The sequence below is a fragment of the Lysobacter sp. P5_C4 genome (genome assembly GCF_054049695.1).
In genome coordinates this window covers 572352-590346 of sequence record NZ_JBFULX010000001.1, presented here as the reverse complement: position 1 = coordinate 590346, position 17995 = coordinate 572352, and the positions used below count along the sequence as shown (strand labels likewise).

General features: G+C 66.9%; 19 protein-coding genes. 13 read left to right on the top strand and 6 right to left on the bottom strand.

Annotated elements, in window-relative coordinates:
• Genes ACXJJ8_RS02755 through argH form a run of 5 tightly spaced genes read left to right on the top strand, consistent with a single transcriptional unit; the run spans nucleotide 1 to nucleotide 5273 of the window.
• On the top strand, nucleotides 1-1086 hold the full coding sequence (locus ACXJJ8_RS02755; protein ID WP_499026772.1) for an acetylornithine deacetylase: 1086 nt from the start codon (nucleotides 1-3) through the stop codon (nucleotides 1084-1086).
• A complete protein-coding gene (locus tag ACXJJ8_RS02750; protein ID WP_499026771.1) occupies nucleotides 1083-2417 on the top strand; it encodes an acetylglutamate kinase in 1335 nt (444 codons plus the stop codon). The genes ACXJJ8_RS02755 and ACXJJ8_RS02750 overlap by 4 nt, the downstream gene beginning before the upstream one ends.
• On the top strand, nucleotides 2414-3013 hold the full coding sequence (locus tag ACXJJ8_RS02745) for a GNAT family N-acetyltransferase (RefSeq protein WP_499026770.1): 600 nt from the start codon (nucleotides 2414-2416) through the stop codon (nucleotides 3011-3013). Before ACXJJ8_RS02750 ends, ACXJJ8_RS02745 begins: the two co-directional genes overlap by 4 nt.
• Nucleotides 3010-3996: an N-acetyl-gamma-glutamyl-phosphate reductase gene (gene argC / locus ACXJJ8_RS02740; protein ID WP_499026769.1), complete on the top strand. Its 987-nt coding sequence runs from the start codon at nucleotides 3010-3012 to the stop codon at nucleotides 3994-3996. The genes ACXJJ8_RS02745 and argC overlap by 4 nt, the downstream gene beginning before the upstream one ends.
• Nucleotides 3993-5273 (top strand): argininosuccinate lyase, encoded by a 1281-nt coding sequence (gene argH, locus ACXJJ8_RS02735; protein ID WP_499026768.1) that lies wholly within the window; start codon nucleotides 3993-3995, stop codon nucleotides 5271-5273. Before argC ends, argH begins: the two co-directional genes overlap by 4 nt.
• 7 nt (nucleotides 5274-5280) lie before the next feature.
• Here the strand turns inward: argH and ACXJJ8_RS02730 are convergent, their stop codons facing one another.
• The gene (locus tag ACXJJ8_RS02730) at nucleotides 5281-5622 is read right to left on the bottom strand and encodes a hypothetical protein (protein WP_499026767.1); all 342 of its coding nucleotides are present in this window, start codon (nucleotides 5620-5622) and stop codon (nucleotides 5281-5283) included.
• A 121-nt stretch (nucleotides 5623-5743) separates the two neighbouring features.
• On the opposite strand from ACXJJ8_RS02730, the gene ACXJJ8_RS02725 reads away from it, so the two are divergent.
• The 7 genes from ACXJJ8_RS02725 (at nucleotide 5744) to ACXJJ8_RS02695 (ending at nucleotide 11677) form a co-directional block, all read left to right on the top strand.
• Entirely contained in the window at nucleotides 5744-6187 is a 444-nt protein-coding gene (locus tag ACXJJ8_RS02725) for an RrF2 family transcriptional regulator (RefSeq protein WP_499026766.1), read from the top strand.
• Nucleotides 6184-6363 carry a YezD family protein gene (locus ACXJJ8_RS02720; RefSeq protein WP_499026765.1) on the top strand — a complete coding sequence of 60 codons (180 nt, stop codon included), beginning with the start codon at nucleotides 6184-6186 and terminating at the stop codon, nucleotides 6361-6363. Before ACXJJ8_RS02725 ends, ACXJJ8_RS02720 begins: the two co-directional genes overlap by 4 nt.
• Nucleotides 6364-6479: 116 nt before the next feature.
• Nucleotides 6480-7895: an OprO/OprP family phosphate-selective porin gene (locus ACXJJ8_RS02715; protein ID WP_499026764.1), complete on the top strand. Its 1416-nt coding sequence runs from the start codon at nucleotides 6480-6482 to the stop codon at nucleotides 7893-7895.
• Nucleotides 7896-7905: 10 nt separating this feature from the next.
• The gene (locus tag ACXJJ8_RS02710; RefSeq protein ID WP_499026762.1) at nucleotides 7906-8907 is read left to right on the top strand and encodes a sulfate ABC transporter substrate-binding protein; all 1002 of its coding nucleotides are present in this window, start codon (nucleotides 7906-7908) and stop codon (nucleotides 8905-8907) included.
• A 36-nt stretch (nucleotides 8908-8943) separates the two neighbouring features.
• Nucleotides 8944-9762: a sulfate ABC transporter permease subunit CysT gene (gene cysT, locus ACXJJ8_RS02705; protein WP_499026760.1), complete on the top strand. Its 819-nt coding sequence runs from the start codon at nucleotides 8944-8946 to the stop codon at nucleotides 9760-9762.
• Entirely contained in the window at nucleotides 9755-10615 is an 861-nt protein-coding gene (gene cysW / locus ACXJJ8_RS02700) for a sulfate ABC transporter permease subunit CysW (protein WP_499026758.1), read from the top strand. The genes cysT and cysW overlap by 8 nt, the downstream gene beginning before the upstream one ends.
• 6 nt (nucleotides 10616-10621) lie before the next feature.
• Entirely contained in the window at nucleotides 10622-11677 is a 1056-nt protein-coding gene (locus ACXJJ8_RS02695) for a sulfate/molybdate ABC transporter ATP-binding protein (protein WP_499026757.1), read from the top strand.
• Here the strand turns inward: ACXJJ8_RS02695 and ACXJJ8_RS02690 are convergent.
• Nucleotides 11674-12066, bottom strand: coding sequence for a hypothetical protein (locus ACXJJ8_RS02690; protein WP_499026755.1), 393 nt, complete (start codon nucleotides 12064-12066; stop codon nucleotides 11674-11676). The two genes, ACXJJ8_RS02695 and ACXJJ8_RS02690, sit on opposite strands and share 4 nt — an antisense overlap.
• Before the next feature lie 17 nt (nucleotides 12067-12083).
• Nucleotides 12084-12377: a hypothetical protein gene (locus tag ACXJJ8_RS02685; protein ID WP_499026754.1), complete on the bottom strand. Its 294-nt coding sequence runs from the start codon at nucleotides 12375-12377 to the stop codon at nucleotides 12084-12086.
• A gap of 179 nt (nucleotides 12378-12556) precedes the next feature.
• Here ACXJJ8_RS02685 and ACXJJ8_RS02680 point away from each other — a divergent pair, with 179 nt between their 5' ends.
• On the top strand, nucleotides 12557-13075 hold the full coding sequence (locus ACXJJ8_RS02680) for a hypothetical protein (protein WP_499026752.1): 519 nt from the start codon (nucleotides 12557-12559) through the stop codon (nucleotides 13073-13075).
• Here the strand turns inward: ACXJJ8_RS02680 and ACXJJ8_RS02675 are convergent.
• The 3 genes from ACXJJ8_RS02675 to ACXJJ8_RS02665 all read right to left on the bottom strand — a co-directional run bounded on the left by ACXJJ8_RS02675 (nucleotide 13072) and on the right by ACXJJ8_RS02665 (nucleotide 17923).
• Entirely contained in the window at nucleotides 13072-13470 is a 399-nt protein-coding gene (locus tag ACXJJ8_RS02675; RefSeq protein ID WP_499026751.1) for a response regulator, read from the bottom strand. The genes ACXJJ8_RS02680 and ACXJJ8_RS02675 overlap by 4 nt on opposite strands.
• Nucleotides 13467-17036 carry a chemotaxis protein CheB gene (locus tag ACXJJ8_RS02670; RefSeq protein ID WP_499026749.1) on the bottom strand — a complete coding sequence of 1190 codons (3570 nt, stop codon included), beginning with the start codon at nucleotides 17034-17036 and terminating at the stop codon, nucleotides 13467-13469. The genes ACXJJ8_RS02675 and ACXJJ8_RS02670 overlap by 4 nt, the downstream gene beginning before the upstream one ends.
• Before the next feature lie 71 nt (nucleotides 17037-17107).
• The gene (locus ACXJJ8_RS02665) at nucleotides 17108-17923 is read right to left on the bottom strand and encodes a chemotaxis protein CheB (RefSeq protein WP_499026748.1); all 816 of its coding nucleotides are present in this window, start codon (nucleotides 17921-17923) and stop codon (nucleotides 17108-17110) included.
• Nucleotides 17924-17995 lie beyond the last annotated feature (72 nt).

The following is a 17995-nucleotide window of genomic DNA, read 5'->3' as shown; positions in this document are numbered from 1 at the left end:
GTGCTCGACCACGTCCTTCGCCATCTCGAAGCGCTCGTGTCCTTCGACACGCGCAATCCCCCGCGCGCGATCACCACCGGCGGCATCTTCGACTACCTGCGCGCGCAACTGCCGGATTTCCGCTGCACGGTCACCGATCACGGCGAAGGCGCGGTGTCGCTGCTCGCCGTGCGCGGCACGCCGCGCCGCGTGTTCAACGTCCACCTGGACACCGTGCCGAACGCCGCGGGCTGGACACGCCCGCCGCATCGACTGTGGGTGGCGAAGGGCCGCGCGATCGGCCTGGGCGCATGCGACATCAAGGGCGCGGCGGCGGGCTTGATCGCCGCGGCCAATGCGACGAAGGGCGATGCCGCGTTCCTCTTCAGCAGCGACGAAGAGGCGAACGACCCGCGCTGCATCGACGCCTTCCTCGGGAGCGAACACGGTTTCGCCGAAGCGATCATCGCCGAACCGACGCAGTGCGAAGCGGTGCTCGCCCATCGCGGCATCAGTTCGGTCGTGCTGCGTTTCCAAGGCCAGGCCGGCCACGCCTCCGGTGCCGATGCGCTGCATACCAGCGCGTTGCATCACGCGATGCGCTGGGGCAGCCGCGCGCTGGATTATGTCGAGTCGCAATCGCACCAGCGCTTCGGCGGGCTGACGGGGCTGCGGTTCAATGTCGGTCGCGCCGAAGGGGGCATCAAGGCGAATGTCATCGCACCGAGCGCGGAAGTGCGCTTCGGCTTCCGTCCGTTGCCGTCGATGGCCTTCGAGCAGTTGCACGATGCTTTCGGCCGCCTCGCAGAACCGGGCGCGCTTGCGCGATACGAAGAAACCTTTCGTGGTCCGTCCTTGCCTGCGGGCGATGTCGCGGCCGCCGAGGCGCACCGCCTGGAAGCACGCGATCTCGCCGATGAACTCGGCCTGCCCATCGGCAACGCGGTCGACTTCTGGACCGAAGCCTCGCTGTTTTCGCGCGCGGGCATGACCGCGTTCGTCTACGGTCCCGGCGACATCGCGCAGGCGCACACCGTCGACGAATGGGTCGCCCTCGACCAGTTGCAGCGTTACACCGATTCCATCGTGCGCATCCTCCAGGCATGAACATCATGCACATCCACGACCCGCAGACCCGCCAGACCATCGTCCGACTGCTTTCGAGCATGGCCGGTGCGAAGGAAATCTCGCAGTACCTCAAGCGCTTCTCGCAACTGGATGCGGCGCGCTTCGCCGTCGTTAAGGTCGGCGGCGCGGTGCTGCGCGACGACCTCGAAGCGCTGACCTCCTCGCTCGCCTTCCTGCAGGACGTGGGCCTGACGCCCATCGTGCTGCATGGCGCGGGCCCGCAACTGGACGCAGCGCTCGCCACCGCCGGCATCGAAAAGCGCACCGTGCACGGATTGCGCGTGACTTCACCCGAAGCCCTGGCCATCGTGCGTCGCGTGTTCCATGCGCAGAACCTCAAGCTCGTCGAAGCGCTGCAGGCGCAGGATGCGCGCGCGACGTCGATCGTCAGCGGCGTGTTCGAAGCCGACTATCTCGATCGCGACACCCTGGGCCTGGTCGGCGAAGTGAAGCGCGTCGAGCTCGCACCGATCCAGGCCAGCCTGCAGGCGGGTTCCATCCCGGTGATCGCGAGCCTGGGCGAAACCGCGGGCGGGCAGATCCTCAACATCAACGCCGACTTCGCCGCCAACGAACTCGTGCAGAAACTGCAGCCGTACAAGATCGTGTTCCTCACGGGCACCGGCGGCTTGCTCGACGATGCGGGCAATGTCATCGATTCGATCAACCTGTCCACCGAGTACGACCATCTCATCGCGCAGCCATGGATCCATGGCGGGATGAAGGTGAAGATCGAGCAGATCAAGGCCTTGCTCGACACCTTGCCCTTGTCCTCGTCGATCTCGATCACGCGGCCGGCGGAACTGGCGAAGGAACTGTTCACGCACACCGGTTCGGGCACGCTCGTGCGGCGCGGCGAACGCGTGCTCACGGCCACGCACTGGGGCCAACTGGACCTGCAACGCCTGCGCACGCTCATCGAATCGGCGTTCGGTCGCAAGCTGCTGCCGCAATACTTCGAGACCACGCAGCTGCACCGTGCCTACGTGAGCGAGAACTACCGCGTCGCGGTCATCCTCACGCAGGAAGACGCGGGCGTGTATCTCGACAAGTTCGCCGTGCTCGACGAGGCGCAGGGCGAGGGCCTCGGGCGCGCGGTGTGGAGCGTGATGCGCGAAGAGAACCCGCGCCTGTTCTGGCGCTCGCGCCGCGGCAACCCGGTGAACGCCTTCTATTTCGCCGAAAGCGACGGCTGCCTGAAGCAACCGCGCTGGGATGTGTACTGGTACGGAGTTGACGCACTCGACGCCATCGCGCGCTGCGTCGATCATTGCGCGGGCCGCCCCGCCACCCTGGAGGACGCAGCATGACGACCGCCGATTGGACGACGCCGCCCACGCTGCGCGGCCGCCATGTTTCGCTGGAAGCGCTGGTGCCCGCGCACGCCGAGGGCCTGCGCGCCGCGGTGGAAGACGGGCGCCTGTACGCGCTGTGGTACACGAACGTGCCGGAGGCGAAAGATGTCGAGGCCTACATCGAAGGCGCCTTGGCGAAGCAGGCGAAGGGCGAGCAGCTCGCCTTCATCGTCCGCGACGGCGCGGGCAGGGTGGTCGGCACCACGCGTTACTACGAACTCGCGCCCGACGTCCCGCGCCTGCAGATCGGTTACACCTGGTATGCGGCGAGCGTGCAACGTACGGGGCTGAATACCGAGGCCAAGCTGTTGTTGCTGGGCCACGCGTTCGAAACGCTGCACTGCGCATCGGTGGGTTTGCAGACGAGTTGGTTCAATCTCGCGTCGCGCACCGCCATCGCGCGCCTCGGCGCGAAGGAAGAGGGCATCACGCGCAACCACGTCCGCCATCGCGACGGCACGCTGCGCGACACGGTGAACTTCTCGATCATCGATGCCGAATGGGCCGCGGTGAAGCAGAACCTGATCGGCCGTTTGGGGCGTTACGCATGAGCGGCAAGGCGACCATCGGGATCGTCGGCGCGCGCGGCCACGTCGGCACCGAGTTGATCAAGCTGATCTGCGGGCATCCGCGCTTCGATCTGGCCTATGTGTCTTCCCGCGAGCGCGCCGGGCGCCTGGTCTCCGAATTCGAACCGGCGTATCGCGGCGCCTTGCGTTACAGCGCACCCGCGACCGAAGACTTGCCGACGCTGGGTGCGGACGCGGTCGTCCTCGCGTTGCCGAATGGCAAGGCCGCGGCGTGCGTGGCGGCTTTCGATTTCGCCGACGTCGATCCGGCCATCGCCGATCCCGTCATCATCGATCTTTCGGCGGACTTCCGATTCGATCCCGCCTGGTACTACGGCTTGCCCGAACTCACGCGCGCGCGCCATGCGGGGCAGCGCCGGATCAGCAACCCGGGTTGTTACGCAACCGCGATGCAACTCGCGATCGCGCCGATGCGCGAATATCTCGACGGCCCGGTGCAATGCTTCGGCGTCTCGGGATATTCCGGTGCCGGCACGACGCCGTCGGACAAGAACGACCCCGACACGCTGCGCGACAACCTCATCCCCTATGCGTTGACCGGCCACGTGCACGAGCGCGAGGTCAGCGCGCAGATGCAGCATCCGGTCGAATTCATGCCGCATGTCGCCCCGCACTTCCGCGGATTGACCATCACGGCGAACCTGCATTTGCGGACGGCCTTCGATCGCGAAGCGGTCCTCGCCCGTTACCGCGAGGCTTACGCCGGCGAAGCGCTCGTGCGCGTGCGTGATGCGGCGCCCTGGGTGAGCCGCATCGCCGGCCGGCAACACGTCGAACTCGGTGGATTCACGCTTTCCGAAGACGCGCATCGGCTCGTCGTCGTCGCCACCGAAGACAATCTGCTCAAGGGCGCGGCGACGCAGGCGCTGCAGAATCTCAACCTGGCGTTCGGCTTCGACGAATTCGCCGGCATCCCCATCGACACGCACGCGGAGGCGGCATGAGCGACCTGTTGTGGCAGAAGCCGGGCGTCCAGGTGGATGCGCAGATCCAGGCCTTCCTCGCAGGCGACGACGTGCTGCTCGATCGCGCCTTCTTCCTGTACGACATCGCCGCCAGCCGCGCGCATGCGCAGGGGCTGGCGAACATCGGCATGCTGACGGCGGAGGACCTGGCGGCATTGGAACACGCGTTGTCGGTGCTGGCCGAAGACTTCCGAAGCGGTGCATTCGTGCTCGACGAACGTTTCGAGGACGGGCATTCGGCGATCGAAGCGCGCCTGACCGAACGCCTCGGCGATGCGGGTCGCCGCATCCATGCCGGCCGCAGTCGCAACGATCAGGTGCTGGTCGCGACGCGACTGTGGCTCAAGGAAAAACTCGACACCGTGCAGTTGCTCTGTCGCGAAGTCGCTGGCGTCGCGCTGGACCGCGCACAGGCGGAAGCCGCCCTTCCCATGCCGGGCTACACGCACCTGCAGCGCGCCGTCGTCTCCTCGGCAGGCATGTGGTGGGCCGGATGGGCGGAAGCCTTCATCGACAACGCGCAGCGTGCGGCCGATACGCGCGCGTGGGTCGATGCCAACCCGCTCGGCACGGCCGCCGGTTACGGCGTGAACCTGCCGCTGGATCGCACGCACACCACGCAAGCGCTTGGCTTCGCCCGCATGCAGGTCTCCCCGATGTACGCGCAACTCTCGCGCGGCAAGTTCGAACTCGCCGCACTGGAAGCCCTCGGCAGCGCGATGGGCGACCTGCGTCGCCTGGCCTGGGACCTGAGCCTGTTCACGACCGCCGAATACGGTTTCCTGCGGTTGCCTGCGCAATACACGACGGGCAGTTCGATCATGCCGAACAAGCGCAATCCCGACGTCGTCGAGTTGATGCGCGGGACCTACGCAAGCGTCGCTGCCGCGCGCAGCGAGATCGAACACCTGTTGTCCTTGCCCGGTGGCTATCACCGCGACCTGCAGATCACCAAGGGCGCGTTGTTCCATGGCTTCGGCAAGGGACTGGCCGCGCTCGCGCTGTTGCCGGACCTGTTGCGCAACCTCGACTGGAACGTGGCGCGCATGCGCGAAGCGATCGATCCGTCGATGTATGCCACCGATCTTGCCGTCGATCTGGCCCGGCAGGGCATGCCGTTCCGCGATGCCTACAAACAGGCCGCCGATCCGGCGCAATGGGCGCAGGGCGACCCCGCAACGAGTCTCTCGGTGCGTCTCTCGCCGGGTGGCGCAGGCGACATGCAGTTGGACGCGTTGCGCAAGCGACTGGGTTGAGCCGGCCTCACTCGCGGGTGAGCACCACGTTCCCCATGTCCACCGCAAACACCCCTTCGTCCAGGTGCACTTGCCGCGTCAGCGGCCGATAGCCGGCGCACGCGATCACGACCTCGTAGTCGCGCACGTTCTTGTCGATGGGAAAGGATTCCTGGAACAGCGTCGCGTTGACTTTGCGCGTGTAATCGCCTTCGTCCGGCGTGCCCTTGAACTGCGGCAGCGACAGCCGGCATTCGCTCTGGCGCGGTGTCGGAACGAGCAGGGCCCCGCGGAAGGTGACATAGCCATTGTTGGAACACGCGGCGAGCCAAACCGCCGACAACACCAGCATCGATCCCCGAAGTCGCATGATCCCGGCCTCCTTTGCGTGCCGCCAGCAATACGCCGCCGGGGGCCGGGCACGCAAGCGGGAAACGATCCGACGAGAGGGTATTGACGCTCACCGGCTTTTCATATCAATTAGATAGGAAATGCTGACCAACCGGGCCAGGTATGGAATTCGAGCGATGTGCGCGCTGGCGGGCGCGCGCGGCGAATCCTTGCAGGCCAAGGCCATCGCGGCCCGTGCGGACGTCCCGGTGAAGTTCCTCGAAGCCATCCTGGTCGACCTGCGCCGCGCCGGTTTCGTGCGCAGCGCGCGCGGCAAGGCCGGTGGGCATGCGCTGGCGCGGCCGGCGGAGGAGATCGTGGTCGGCGATGTGATTCGTGCGATCGATGGGCCGCTCGCACCCGTGCGCTGCGCCAGCGTCACCGCTTATGCGCCATGCGCCGATTGCAAGGACCCCGAAAGCTGTGCGGTGCGCGGCCTGATGCGCGAAGCGCGCGAAGCGCTCGCCTCGGTGCTCGACACCTGCACGTTGCAGGCGCTGCACGACCGCGCGCATCCCCTCCACGCAGTCGAGTTCTCCGCATGAATCACGCCACGCCATCACGCCCAGCGAATGACCCGCAGACGAACCTGCCCGACCCTGAAGCCGAAGTGCTGCGCGCCATCCGCGACACCGCGTTCGGCACCGTCGAGGTGACCGTGCACGGATCGCGCATCGTCCAGATCGTCCGCAGTGAGAAGACCCGATTCGACCAGCGTTGACGCGCTGCCCACAACCGGCCGACCGGACCACCGGAGGCGATCCCACCCCGCAGGGGAGACACCCGATGGTCCGTGCTTTGGTTCCGCTATCCCTCGCGCTTGCCTGCGGCTTCGTGATGCCGCAAGCGCGCGCCGCCGATCCGCCGACACCGCAAGACCCGCAAACCCTGCAGGACATCGAAGCGCGCGTGCGTCGCCTCGAAGCCCTGCTCGGGCAAACACCGCCGGCGTCGCAACCCCCCGCCGACCTGTCCTCGCTCGACCAGCGCCTGCGCGTGCTGGAGCGGAAACTCGCCGCGCAGCCTGCAGCCGTGCCCGCAACGCCATCGCCATCGCCGACGCCCGCGAAGGAAGCCAAGGCTGCGGACACGCCCACGGTTTCCTTCGACGACAAGGGCCTGTCGTGGAAGTCGTCGGTCGGCGGGGGTTCCGAATTGCGCCTGCGCGCCTTGTTCCAGTACGACGGCCGCCACTGGTTCGACGACAACATCGTGCAGGACGACACCTTCCTCCTGCGCCGCCTGGAACCGACGATCGAAGGCAACTTCGGTCCGTTGCTCGCGTATCGCTTCACCGGGCAATTCGCCGGCGATTCGGCAAGCACGGTCGATGCCTACGTCGATGTCCGGCTGGATCCGCGCGCGACGGTGCGCGTGGGCAAGACGAAGGTGCCGCTCGGGTTGGAGCGCTTGCAATCCAGCGCGACGACAAGCCAGGTCGAAAACGGGCTGCCCTCCGAACTCGCGCCCGGCCGCGACGTCGGCGTGCAATTGCAGGGCAAGTTCGACGGCCCCGGCTTGTCCTACGCATTGGGCGTGTACAACGGCACGGTCGACGGACGCGATGGTGCATCGACGAACCCCGACGGCGATTTCGAACTCGCCGCGCGCGTGTTCTTCGAGCCGTGGAAGGGCGGGGACGGCGCGTTGTCCGGCCTCGGCTTCGGCCTGGCGGCCACCCACGGCGACAAGAACGGCACCGGCACCGACTTTCTTCCCCGCTACCGCACGCCGGGGCAACTGACGTTTTTCAGCTATCGCAGCGACGTCGCCGCCGCCGGCACGCAGGACCGCTGGTCGCCGCAACTGTATTGGTACGCCGGTCGCTTCGGCGTGCTGGGCGAATACATCGCCTCGCAGCAGGAGGTTGCGCGCAACGGCGTGACCGATGCGATCGACAACCGCGCCTGGCAGATCAGCACGAACTTCACGCTCACAGGCGAACCCGCAACCTACCAGGGCGTCGCCAAGCCCGACAATCCCTTCGCCCTCGGCGAAAGCGGCTGGGGCGCACTCGAACTCACGGCGCGTTACGGCGAACTCGACATCGACGACCGCGCATTCCCGCTCTACGCCAACCCACTCACGGCCGCGGCCGGCGCGCGAAGTTGGGGCGCCGGTTTCAACTGGTATCTCAACTCGCACCTCAAGCTCGTCGCCGATTACCTGCATACGACTTTCGACGCGGCACCCGGCGGCATCGAACGCGATGCCGAAGATATCCTCCTGACCCGCGCGCAATTCTCCTTCTGAGGCCCCCGCCATGACGAAGCCCTTTTTCGCGACGCTTGCGCTTGTCCTCCTCGCCGGTGTCGCGTCGGCGAAAACCACGTTGCTCAACGTGTCCTACGACCCCACGCGCGAACTCTACGAAGACGTGAACCTCGCTTTCGCCGCGCAGTGGAAACGGCAGACCGGCGAAGAGGTCAACCTGCGCACCTCGCACGGCGGTTCGGGCAAACAGGCGCGCGCGGTGATCGACGGCCTCGGTGCAGATGTCGTCACGCTCGCGCTCGCCGCGGACATCGACGTCATCGCCGAGAAGGCCAGACTCCTTCCGGCGAACTGGCAAACGCGCCTGCCGCACAACAGCGCGCCGTACACCTCGACCATCGTGTTCCTGGTGCGCAAGGGCAATCCGAAGAAGATCAAGGATTGGAACGACCTCGCGCGCCCCGGCGTCGCCGTGATCACGCCGAACCCGAAGACCTCCGGCGGCGCACGCTGGAATTATCTCGCCGCGTGGGCGTGGGCCTCGCGCGAATATCGCAGCGGCCCGAAGGTCGTCGACTACATGGGCAAGTTGTTCCGCAACGTGCCCGTCCTGGACACCGGTGCGCGCGGCGCGACGACGACCTTCGTCGAACGCGGCATCGGCGATGTGTTGATCGCGTGGGAAAACGAAGCCCTGCTCGCGCAGGCCGATGCGCAGACGCGCGGCAAGTTCGAGATCGTCGTGCCGACGCTCAGCATCAAGGCTGAACCGCCGGTCGCGTGGCTGGATGTCAACATCGACAAACACGGCACGCGCCAGCAGGCCGAGGCGTACCTGAAGTTCCTCTACACGCCGCAGGGCCAGCAGATCGTGGCGAAACATTTCTATCGCCCGGCCGAACCGGAAGGTGTGTCGGCCGCGGCCCTCGCGCGCTTCCCGAAGGTGCCGATGGTGACGATCGACAACGCCTTCGGCGGCTGGAAGAACGCGCAGAAGGCGCACTTCGCCGACGGCGGTTTCTTCGACCAGATCTATCGCACGGGCCGCTGAGCGATGTCGGTCGTCGCAACACGGCTGTCGCGGCGGATGCGCAATCCGCTCCCCGGTTTCGGATTGAGCCTGGGCCTGGGCATGGCGTGGCTCGGGCTGATCGTCTTGCTGCCGCTGGCCGCACTCGTCCTGCGGTCGGCAGGATTGGGCGGCGAAGGCTGGATGCGCGTGCTCGAGGATCCGCGGGTCCGTGCGTCGCTGGTGTTGAGCTTCAGTGCATCGGCGGTCGCGGCGGTGATCGCTTCGCTCGCCGGCGCGCTCGTCGCCTGGGTGATCGTGCGTTACCGGTTCCCCGGTCGCCGACTGATGGATGCGCTCGTCGATTTGCCGTTCGCGTTGCCGACGGCCGTCGCCGGCATCGCGCTGACGGCGATCTATTCGGCGAACGGTTGGGTCGGGCGCTTCGTCGAACCCTACGGCTACAAGATCGCGTACGCGCCCGCTGGCATCGTGATCGCGCTGGTGTTCATCGGATTGCCGTTCGCGGTTCGCACGCTGCAACCGGTGCTGGAGGTTCTCGGCCGCGACCAGGAAGAAGCGGCGGCATCGCTCGGTGCGAGCCGCTTCACCACGTTCCGCCGCGTCGTGCTGCCCGAACTCGCGCCCGCGATGCTCACCGGTTTCTCGCTCGCCTTCGCGCGCGCGCTCGGCGAATACGGATCGGTGATCTTCATCGCGGGTAACCTGCCGTTCAAGACGGAGATCGCACCGCTGCTGATCACGATTCGCCTGGAGGAATACGACTACGACGGTGCGGTCGCGATCGCGGCCTTGTTGTTGGCCGCGTCGTTCGTGTGCCTGATTGCGATCAACACCTTGATTCCCGCCTTGTTCGCGAGGAAGCGCGATGTTTGAGAAGGGCGCCCCCGTCGATCCCTTGCAGGCACCGCGCTGGCTGCGTTGGGGCCTCACCGCGCTGGCCGTGCTCGTCATGGCCTTGCTGCTGGTGATGCCGCTGGCGATGGTGCTCGGCGCGGCATTCTCGCAAGGGGTGAAGGTGTGGTTCGCCGCGCTGATCGAACCCGATGCGCGTTCGGCGCTCGAATTGACACTGATCACCGCGGCCGTGGTCATTCCGCTCAACGCCTTCTTCGGCCTTGCGACCGCGTGGGCCGTGACGCGTTTCGAGTTCCGCGGCAAGCGCATCCTGCTCGCGCTGATCGACCTGCCATTCGCGGTCTCGCCGGTCGTGGCGGGCTTGTGCCTTGTGTTGTTGTTCGGGCGGACCGGCTGGTTCGCGCCGCTGATCGATCACTACGGCGTGCAGATCCTGTTCGCGCGGCCGGCCATCATCCTGGCGACGATGTTCATCACCTTTCCGTTCGTCGCGCGCGAATTGATTCCGCTGATGGAACAGCAGGGCACGGAAGAGGAACTCGCGGCACGTTCGCTGGGCGCAGGCCCGTGGCAGATGTTCCGGCGCATCACCTTGCCGAACATCAAGTGGGCGCTGCTGTATGGCGTGCTGTTGTGCAGCGCGCGCGCGATGGGCGAGTTCGGCGCGGTGTCCGTAGTCTCCGGCCATATTCGCGGGCTGACCAACACCTTGCCGCTGCACATCGAAATCCTCTACAACGAATTCAATTCGACGGCGGCCTTCGCGGTCGCCTCACTGCTCGCGGGCCTGGCGCTGGTGACGCTCGTCGTGCGCTTCTGGCTGGAAGCGCGCCACGGCGATGCGCTCGCGCGCGCCCATCGGAGACACTGAGCCGGCATGGACCTGCACCTCAACGGCATCGCCAAACATTACCCCGGGGTGGCGGCCCTGGACGCGGTCGACCTGGACATCGCGTCGGGCGAGCTCGTCGCGTTGCTGGGTCCCTCCGGATCGGGCAAGACGACCTTGCTGCGCGTGATCGCGGGCCTGCTGCATCCGGATGCGGGGCGCTTGCATTTCGGCGACACCGACGCGACGTCGATGCGCTTGCGCGAGCGCAACGTCGGCTTCGTGTTCCAGCAGTACGCGCTGTTCCGCCACATGACGGTGGCCGAGAACATCGCCTTCGGCCTGCGCAGCCGGCCACGTGCGCAACGTCCCTCGCGGCCGGAGATCGCGAAGCGCGTCGACGAATTGCTCGCGCTGATCCAGTTGCCGGAACTCGGCGGGCGATATCCCGACCAGTTGTCCGGCGGCCAGAAACAACGCGTCGCATTGGCGCGTGCACTGGCGATCAAGCCGAGCGTGTTGTTGCTCGACGAACCCTTCGGCGCGCTCGATGCGAAGGTCCGCGTGGAATTGCGTCGCTGGTTGCGGCGCCTGCACGAGCAGACCGGCCAGACGACGGTCTTCGTCACGCACGACCAGGAAGAAGCGCTCGAACTCGCCGACCGCGTGGTCGTGATGCGCGACGGCCGCATCGAGCAGGTGGCATCGGTCGACGAGATCCACCGCGCGCCCGCCTCGCCCTTCGTCTTTGAATTCATCGGCCGCGCGAACCGCCTGGAAGGCGAAGTGCGCGAGGGGCGATTCCACATGGCAGGCCATCCGCTCGCCTTGCCGATGGAAGGCGATTACGCCGGTCCCGCCGTGCTGATGACGCGGCCGCACGATCTGGCCATCGTCAACGCAGGCGAAGGATTCGCCGCGAAGGTGGTCGACCTGTTCCGTCGCGCCGACCGCATCACTGCCGAACTCGAGTGTGCGGGCCAGGCGCGCACGATGGAGCTCGACTTGCCCGACACGCAGGATGCGCAGGTGCCGCGCGTGGGCGATGTGGTGCGCGTGCGCCCCGTGCGCGCGTCGGTCTATCCGAACGACCGGCCCGGCTAGGGCGTCTTCGCGGGGGCGACTTCGATCGCTTCGAGCGCCAGCCATTCCAGCGCCTGTGCGCGCGTCTCGAACATGCGCGCCGGAATGTGCCGGATCTCGCACGCGAGTTGCGCCGGAAACGCGAAGACGCTCGGCACGCCGACCAGGGCGACGCGCGCAGTCGGAATGGCCAGGTGCGTGATCGTGCGCGCGATGAAGTCCGCGCGATTGGCCTTGTCTTCCTCGACGGGCGTGGCGTGCGTGAAGTCGACGAGCAGCCGGTCGGCCTTCGCTTCGCGCAGTTCGCGCGCGGCACGTTCGACGGCCTGCGCACGCTCGAAGTAGCCGACCACGCCCGTGTAACGCACCTCGATGGTGCGCGCGTCCAGGGATTGAATCGACCAGGGCATGGATTTCCTCCTCCGGCTCAGGGCGTGCCGCCGGCTTGCCGGGCGGGGGCGTCGTGGGAGGACCGCGTTTCGGGCAGTTCGAGAGACACAGTCTGCAGCAATTCGCGGTAGGCGTGTTCGGACATCGCGACCGGCGAATAGACCGCGCGGCGATTGCCATCGGCGGACTGCCACCGGCATTGGTACAACAGCGCCGAGCCATTGGGCAGGTCGCGCCAGAGCTGCGCCGGTGGCGCATCCAGGACCTGCTGCAGGCCGTGCAGGGGGCCGCCGACGAAGGTGACGATGACGCGGGTATCCGGTGGGGTCATACGCAAGGGTAGGCGGCGGGTTTCGGGGAATTCTGCCAAAGGCCGCTGTGCGAAAGCACAGATCGCCGCCGCCGCATTCAGCGACGTCGAGGCAATGCGTTCGCCGCGTGAAGGTTCACGCCGGTTTAGCAAAACGCGTCCCAGAATTTCCCTCCCCCGAAGAGCTGGCGAGCGGAACCATGCGGTGCAGCGTCTACACCGGGCGCGGGGAATTGGTGCTGGTGCCCGATTGCATGAAAGCCTCGCGCGAGGCCGAGCGCGGGCATGGACCGCTGCGCCATTGCGGGACCTTCGAAACCGACGGGTTGACGCCCGACCTGGCAGAGCGCATCGAGCAAGCCGTGGACGATCGCTTTTATGCCGTGTTGCAACCGGACCTCGCGTTGCGCCTGGGTTACGACCCGGGTTGCGGATTGCCGCTTCCGCAAGGTTTCGAATGGTCGCTGGCTGATTTCTGGGCGCCCCATGTCGGCGCGACGCTTTACTACAACAACGGCAGCGCCCGCGTGCCGGTGGCCGAAGTCACGCCCGACGACGCCGAACGCGGTTGGTACGCGATCACACGCCTGTTCCGACCGTGGCCGTTCCGCGGCACGCGCGTGACGAACACGCGCGCGGCCGCCGTGCATTACCTCTCGATGTGGGCCGACGCGAACGCTGAAGTCCTCCGCGCCGAAATCGCGATGGTGTCCCGCTAGCTGCGCGTGCCGCGATCGCCTGACAGCAGGCCGGCGATCGCGTGGGAAATGGCTTGTGCCGAATAGGGTTTCTGCACGACCGGCACACCGCGGAATTCCGCCGGCAAGCCGGATGCGCCGTAGGCCGACGCGAACACGAACGGCACGCCGCGTTCGTGCAGCGTGCGCGCCACCGGATACACCAGGTCGCCGCCGAGATTGATGTCCAGGATCGCCACGTCGAAGCGTTGGGTTGCGACGCGTTGTGCGTCGGCGAGGCGGCCGGCAGAGACCACCTCGTAACCTTCGTCTTCCAGCAGGTCGCTCAGCACCATCGCCAGGCACATCTCATCCTCGACCATCAGCAGGCGAGGGCGGTGGGCACCCGGCTCGGGCAAGGGAGCCGTGTCGATCACGTCATGGCGCCTTCCTTGAGCGGAAACTCGATCATGCATGACAAGCCTGTGGGGACGAAGTCGAGAGTGACGTTGCCCCCCAATTCATGGCGAATGCCGTCGTTCAGCAAGCGTGTGCCGAAGCCGCGGCGTGAAGGCGTCGCCACGGCGGGCCCGTCGCGCTCTTCCCAATGGACCTGGAGCCATCGGACCGCGTCGCGCGGGCGGACTTTCCACCGCACGCGGACGTTGCCGCCGGAGAGCGAGAAGGCGCCATGCTTCGCGGCGTTGGTCGCCAGTTCGTGCAGCGCCATGCCCAGCGCGAGCGCTTCGCGCGCGGAGAGGCGCACCGTTTCCCCCGCCAGGTCGGGCGCTGCGTCGCGGCCGGAAGCGTAGGGCGCCAGTTCTTCAAGCAGCAGCGCCCCCAGGTCGGCACCTCGCCAGCTTTCCTTCGCCAGCAGATCGTGCGACCGCGACAGCGCGTGCAGGCGGGCGAAGAAATCGCCTTTGAATGCTTCCAGGTCGTTCGCGTTCGCCAGCGTCTGCGTGGTGATCGCCTGCACCGTGGCGAGCGTGTTCTTCACGCGATGGTTGAGTTCGCTCAACAACCGTTCGCGATCGGTCACGTCGCGCGCGATGGTGGAGCCGCCGATCACCACGCCGTTCGGATCCAGCACCGGCGAACTGCGCACCGACACCGCGAGTTGCGAGCCGTCCTGGCGCTGCCAGGTCATCAGGCGTTCTTCCGCCGGTTCGCCTGCACCTGCCACCACCAGGGCCTGTTTGTCGTCTTCGGCCTCCGACCGCAGCAATGTCCCGAGCGATTGCCCGATCGCGCGGGCGGCCGGATAGCCGAACATCCGTTCGGCGCCGGCATTCCAACTGGTGACCGTGCCGTTTGTTGAGTGCCCGATGATTGCGTCCTGCGAAGAGAGGACGATCGCCGCCAGGCGCCCGCGTTCGTATTCGAGCTGCTGGCGTTCGGTGATGTCGATGAACGTGAGCACGACACCGTCGATGACGTTGTCGGTCGTGCGATACGGGCGCATGCGCAACAGGTATACCGCGCCGTCGACGCCGCCGGGCAACACGCGCTCGACCATCGCCAGCGTGCGCAGCACCTGTTTGACGTCCGCCTTGAGCTGCGCGTACGGAATGCGCGCGGTGATCTCGGTGATCGGGCGGCCGTGGTCGCCTTCGCGCAGATGGAACAGGTCGCTGATCGCGGGCGTGAACCCGCTGACGTGCAGCGAGGAATCGAGGAAGAGGGTGGCGATCTGCGTGCGTTCCAGCAGGTTCTGCAAATCGCTGTTGAGGCGGCCTAGCGCCTCGTTCTTGCTGTTGAGCTCGACGTTGACCGTCTGCAGTTCCTCGTTGATCGACTGCATTTCCTCCTTCGAGGTTTCCAGTTCCTCGTTGGAGGATTGCAATTCTTCGTTGACCGACTGGTATTCCTCGTTGGCGGACTTCATCTCCTCGTTCGCTGTCTCGAGTTCGTCGATCGCGGTGTGGAGTTGGTCGCGCGTGGTCGCCAGTTCGAGGTCCAGTTCCTGCACCCGACGCACATCGCCGCGGGCCGCGCGCTTGCCTTCGGCCGCGGTCGGCGGCTCGCCGGGCTTCACCGCGGGCGCGAGTTCCTTGAAGATCAGCACGAACAGGTTCGAACCGCGGTCATCGCGCTGTTCGTCCTGTTCGTGGATGGGCTCGGCGATCAGGCGCACCGGGATGCGCTCGGTGCCGCGTCCGCTGATCGCGCCCTCCTGCATCACCGAGGCCTGGCGCGCGGCGGCCTGTTGCAACGCCGTGCGTGCGGGCGCGCGCAGCCCCTTGTGCAGCAGCACGAACAGGTTGAGGCTCGCCGTGCCCGACGTCGGCCCGAGATAGCGACCGGTATCGCCGAAGAATCGGAGCACGTCGTGGTTGGCATCGACGACCACGTACGCGGGCGCATGCCGCTCCAGCGCGCGGCGCGCATTGCGATCGATGATGTCTTCCGTCCCGCCGGTGCGCATGCTCGCGAACGAACGCGCGCCGCTGTCCACCGATGTCAGCCTGCGCGAGGCGATCACCGGCAGCGCGCCGTGGCTGTCGTCGCGCCGGACGTAGAGTCGGTGCTTCTTGTCGAGCACCGAGAACAGCGTGGTGTTGCGACCGAGGCTCTCCGACGGGCCGAGCATCAACACGCCTGCCGAACGCAGCGCGTAATGGAAGGTGCGGATCACCTGCTCCTGCAGTTCGCTGTTGAGGTAGATCAGCAGGTTGCGGCAGGAAATCAGGTCCACGCGCGAGAACGGCGGATCCTTGATCGCGCTGTGCGGCGAGAAGACGATCATTTCGCGGATCGGCTTGACGACCACGTAGTAGTCGCCGTCCTGCACGAACCAACGTTCCAGCCGCTCGGCCGACACACCCGGCAGCGGCCCGCGGAAACGCCCGGCGCGCGCACTGTTGATCGCACGGTCGTCGATGTCGGTGGCGAAGATCTGCACCTTCGGCCCGCCACGGCGATGGGCGATCGCCTCGGACAACGCGATCGCGATCGAGTACGCCTCCTCGCCCGTCGCGCATGCGGGGATCCAGACGCGCAGCGTGTCGGCCGCGGTGCGGTCGGCGAGCAGCATCGGGATCGCCTGGTCCTGCAGCACCTCGAAGGCTTCGGGATCGCGAAAGAATTCGGTCACGCCGATCAGCAGTTCGCGGAACAGGTTGTCGAGTTCGCGCGGGTTGTCCTGGAGGAAGGCGATGTAACCCTCGACCGTATCGGTCTGCGCCACCTGCATGCGCCGCTGGATGCGGCGCACCAGCGTCTTTTCCTTGTACTGGCTGAAATCATGGCCGACCTGCGCGCGCAACATGCCGGCGATGGTCTGCAAGTGCGCGGCCAGGTCCTGACGCGTGCCGTCGGGGCCTTTGTTTGCGCGCGTGCGGCGCAAGTGTTCCAGGTGCGCGGCCAGCCGGTCGGGCATCGCTTGCACGGGCAGGACGTCGTCGACCATGCCGGTCGCCGCTGCGCTCGCCGGCATGCCGATCATCGCGACGTGGTCGACGCTCGCCTGGGCGAGGGCAAGACCGCCGCGCTCCTTGATCGCACGCAAACCGCGCGCGCCGTCGCTGCCGCTGCCGGAGAGCACGATGCCTACCGCGTTGTCGCCCTGGTCTTGCGCAAGCGACTCGAAGAAGCTGTCGATCGGCCAACGATATTGCCGCGGCGGCGCAGGCTTGCTCAGCTGCAGCAGCCCGTCGTGGATCGTGAGCGTGGCGTCGGGCGGGATGACGTAGATGTGTCCGGCCAGCACGGCGGTGCCATCGGTGGCTTCGTGTACCGGCACCTGCGTGTGGCGCTGGATCAGTTCGCCCAGGATGCTCGAGTGGTCGGGCGAGAGATGCTGCACCAGCACATAGGCGATGTTGCCGCCGGGTTGCACGTGGTCGAAGAAGGCGCAGAAGGCCTCCAGTCCCCCGGCCGACGCGCCGAGGCCGACCACCAGCGGAAGCTCCGGTTCGCGCGGGCGTGCCTCGTCGGTGGTGCCCTTCGCCTTCGCAATGGGCTTGCTGGTGGTGCGAGGCTTGTCGGGCGAAGTCGTCATCGAGGCGTCGGGCCGAAGCGGATGCCCCAGTATCCGCCGCTGATACGCGGCTGGGCAAACCGCTGCGAAGCTCAGGCGGGGGCGTTCGCCGCGAGCGTTCCCGCCGTGTACGCATGCCCCGTGTGGCAGCGATACCGACGCGGATGCTGGTCGCGCAGTTCAAACAACACGCCGTTGCAATCCGGGCAGGTGATCCTGGAGGGCGTCGCGATGGCCTCCAGATGTTCCATGGCATTGCCCTCCGATACGCTGAGGTGATGTTCGCGAAGCAGCGCGTCCGGGACGGGCGTTGCGTTCGTGTCGACCAGGGGCTGCGTGACGAGTGACGTCAGCAATCCCGCCAGGCCGGTGCGCGTGGTGACGTGATCGATCGCGACGTTGGCCACCGCGCTGGCGGGCATGTCGCGTTCTTCGGCTTCGTCGGGGTCCTGCACGACGGTTTGCCCGCCGCAAGCCTTGATCGCCTGCAGCCCGGCCGTCCCGTCGTCGAGCCTGCCGGTCAACACGACGCCGATCACGCGCGGGCCGTAAGCGATCGCCGCCGAACGGAACAACGGATCGATCGCGGGCCGCGCGTGGTTCTCCTTGGCGCCATGCCACAGCGCGATCCGTCCGCGGTGGAGCATCAGGTGACAGTCGGGCGGCGCGACGTACATGCGGCCATGTTCGAGTCGTGCGTCGTTGGTCGCATGCGCGGCGGGGTTCGGCCCGGCGCGCGCGAGCAACTCCGGCAACGTACTGGGGTGCGCGCCGATGTGCATGACGATCAGCACACTCGCGGGAAATGCCGGCGGCAAGGAGGCGGCGAACTCCAACAAGACCTGGAGACCGCCGGCCGAAGCGCCGATGGCGACGATGTCGCGCCGCGCGGCAGGGTGGTCGTTCATGCGCGCATCGTCCACGCGTGGGAACCAAGCTGAGGACCCCATTGCAACCCACAACCGGGACGCCGCTCCGCC

What these genes read in the sequence shown, in the direction of transcription:
- ACXJJ8_RS02750 (WP_499026771.1), top strand. Translation starts at nt 1,083, where the DNA reads ATGAACATCATGCACATCCACGACCCGCAGACCCGCCAGACCATCGTC.
- ACXJJ8_RS02745 (WP_499026770.1), top strand. Translation starts at nt 2,414, where the DNA reads ATGACGACCGCCGATTGGACGACGCCGCCCACGCTGCGCGGCCGCCAT.
- argC (WP_499026769.1), top strand. Translation starts at nt 3,010, where the DNA reads ATGAGCGGCAAGGCGACCATCGGGATCGTCGGCGCGCGCGGCCACGTC.
- argH (WP_499026768.1), top strand. Translation starts at nt 3,993, where the DNA reads ATGAGCGACCTGTTGTGGCAGAAGCCGGGCGTCCAGGTGGATGCGCAG.
- ACXJJ8_RS02730 (WP_499026767.1), bottom strand. Translation starts at nt 5,622, where the DNA reads ATGCGACTTCGGGGATCGATGCTGGTGTTGTCGGCGGTTTGGCTCGCC.
- ACXJJ8_RS02725 (WP_499026766.1), top strand. Translation starts at nt 5,744, where the DNA reads ATGCTGACCAACCGGGCCAGGTATGGAATTCGAGCGATGTGCGCGCTG.
- ACXJJ8_RS02720 (WP_499026765.1), top strand. Translation starts at nt 6,184, where the DNA reads ATGAATCACGCCACGCCATCACGCCCAGCGAATGACCCGCAGACGAAC.
- ACXJJ8_RS02715 (WP_499026764.1), top strand. Translation starts at nt 6,480, where the DNA reads ATGCCGCAAGCGCGCGCCGCCGATCCGCCGACACCGCAAGACCCGCAA.
- ACXJJ8_RS02710 (WP_499026762.1), top strand. Translation starts at nt 7,906, where the DNA reads ATGACGAAGCCCTTTTTCGCGACGCTTGCGCTTGTCCTCCTCGCCGGT.
- cysT (WP_499026760.1), top strand. Translation starts at nt 8,944, where the DNA reads ATGCGCAATCCGCTCCCCGGTTTCGGATTGAGCCTGGGCCTGGGCATG.
- cysW (WP_499026758.1), top strand. Translation starts at nt 9,755, where the DNA reads ATGTTTGAGAAGGGCGCCCCCGTCGATCCCTTGCAGGCACCGCGCTGG.
- ACXJJ8_RS02695 (WP_499026757.1), top strand. Translation starts at nt 10,622, where the DNA reads ATGGACCTGCACCTCAACGGCATCGCCAAACATTACCCCGGGGTGGCG.
- ACXJJ8_RS02690 (WP_499026755.1), bottom strand. Translation starts at nt 12,066, where the DNA reads ATGCCCTGGTCGATTCAATCCCTGGACGCGCGCACCATCGAGGTGCGT.
- ACXJJ8_RS02685 (WP_499026754.1), bottom strand. Translation starts at nt 12,377, where the DNA reads ATGACCCCACCGGATACCCGCGTCATCGTCACCTTCGTCGGCGGCCCC.
- ACXJJ8_RS02680 (WP_499026752.1), top strand. Translation starts at nt 12,557, where the DNA reads ATGCGGTGCAGCGTCTACACCGGGCGCGGGGAATTGGTGCTGGTGCCC.
- ACXJJ8_RS02670 (WP_499026749.1), bottom strand. Translation starts at nt 17,036, where the DNA reads ATGACGACTTCGCCCGACAAGCCTCGCACCACCAGCAAGCCCATTGCG.
- ACXJJ8_RS02665 (WP_499026748.1), bottom strand. Translation starts at nt 17,923, where the DNA reads ATGAACGACCACCCTGCCGCGCGGCGCGACATCGTCGCCATCGGCGCT.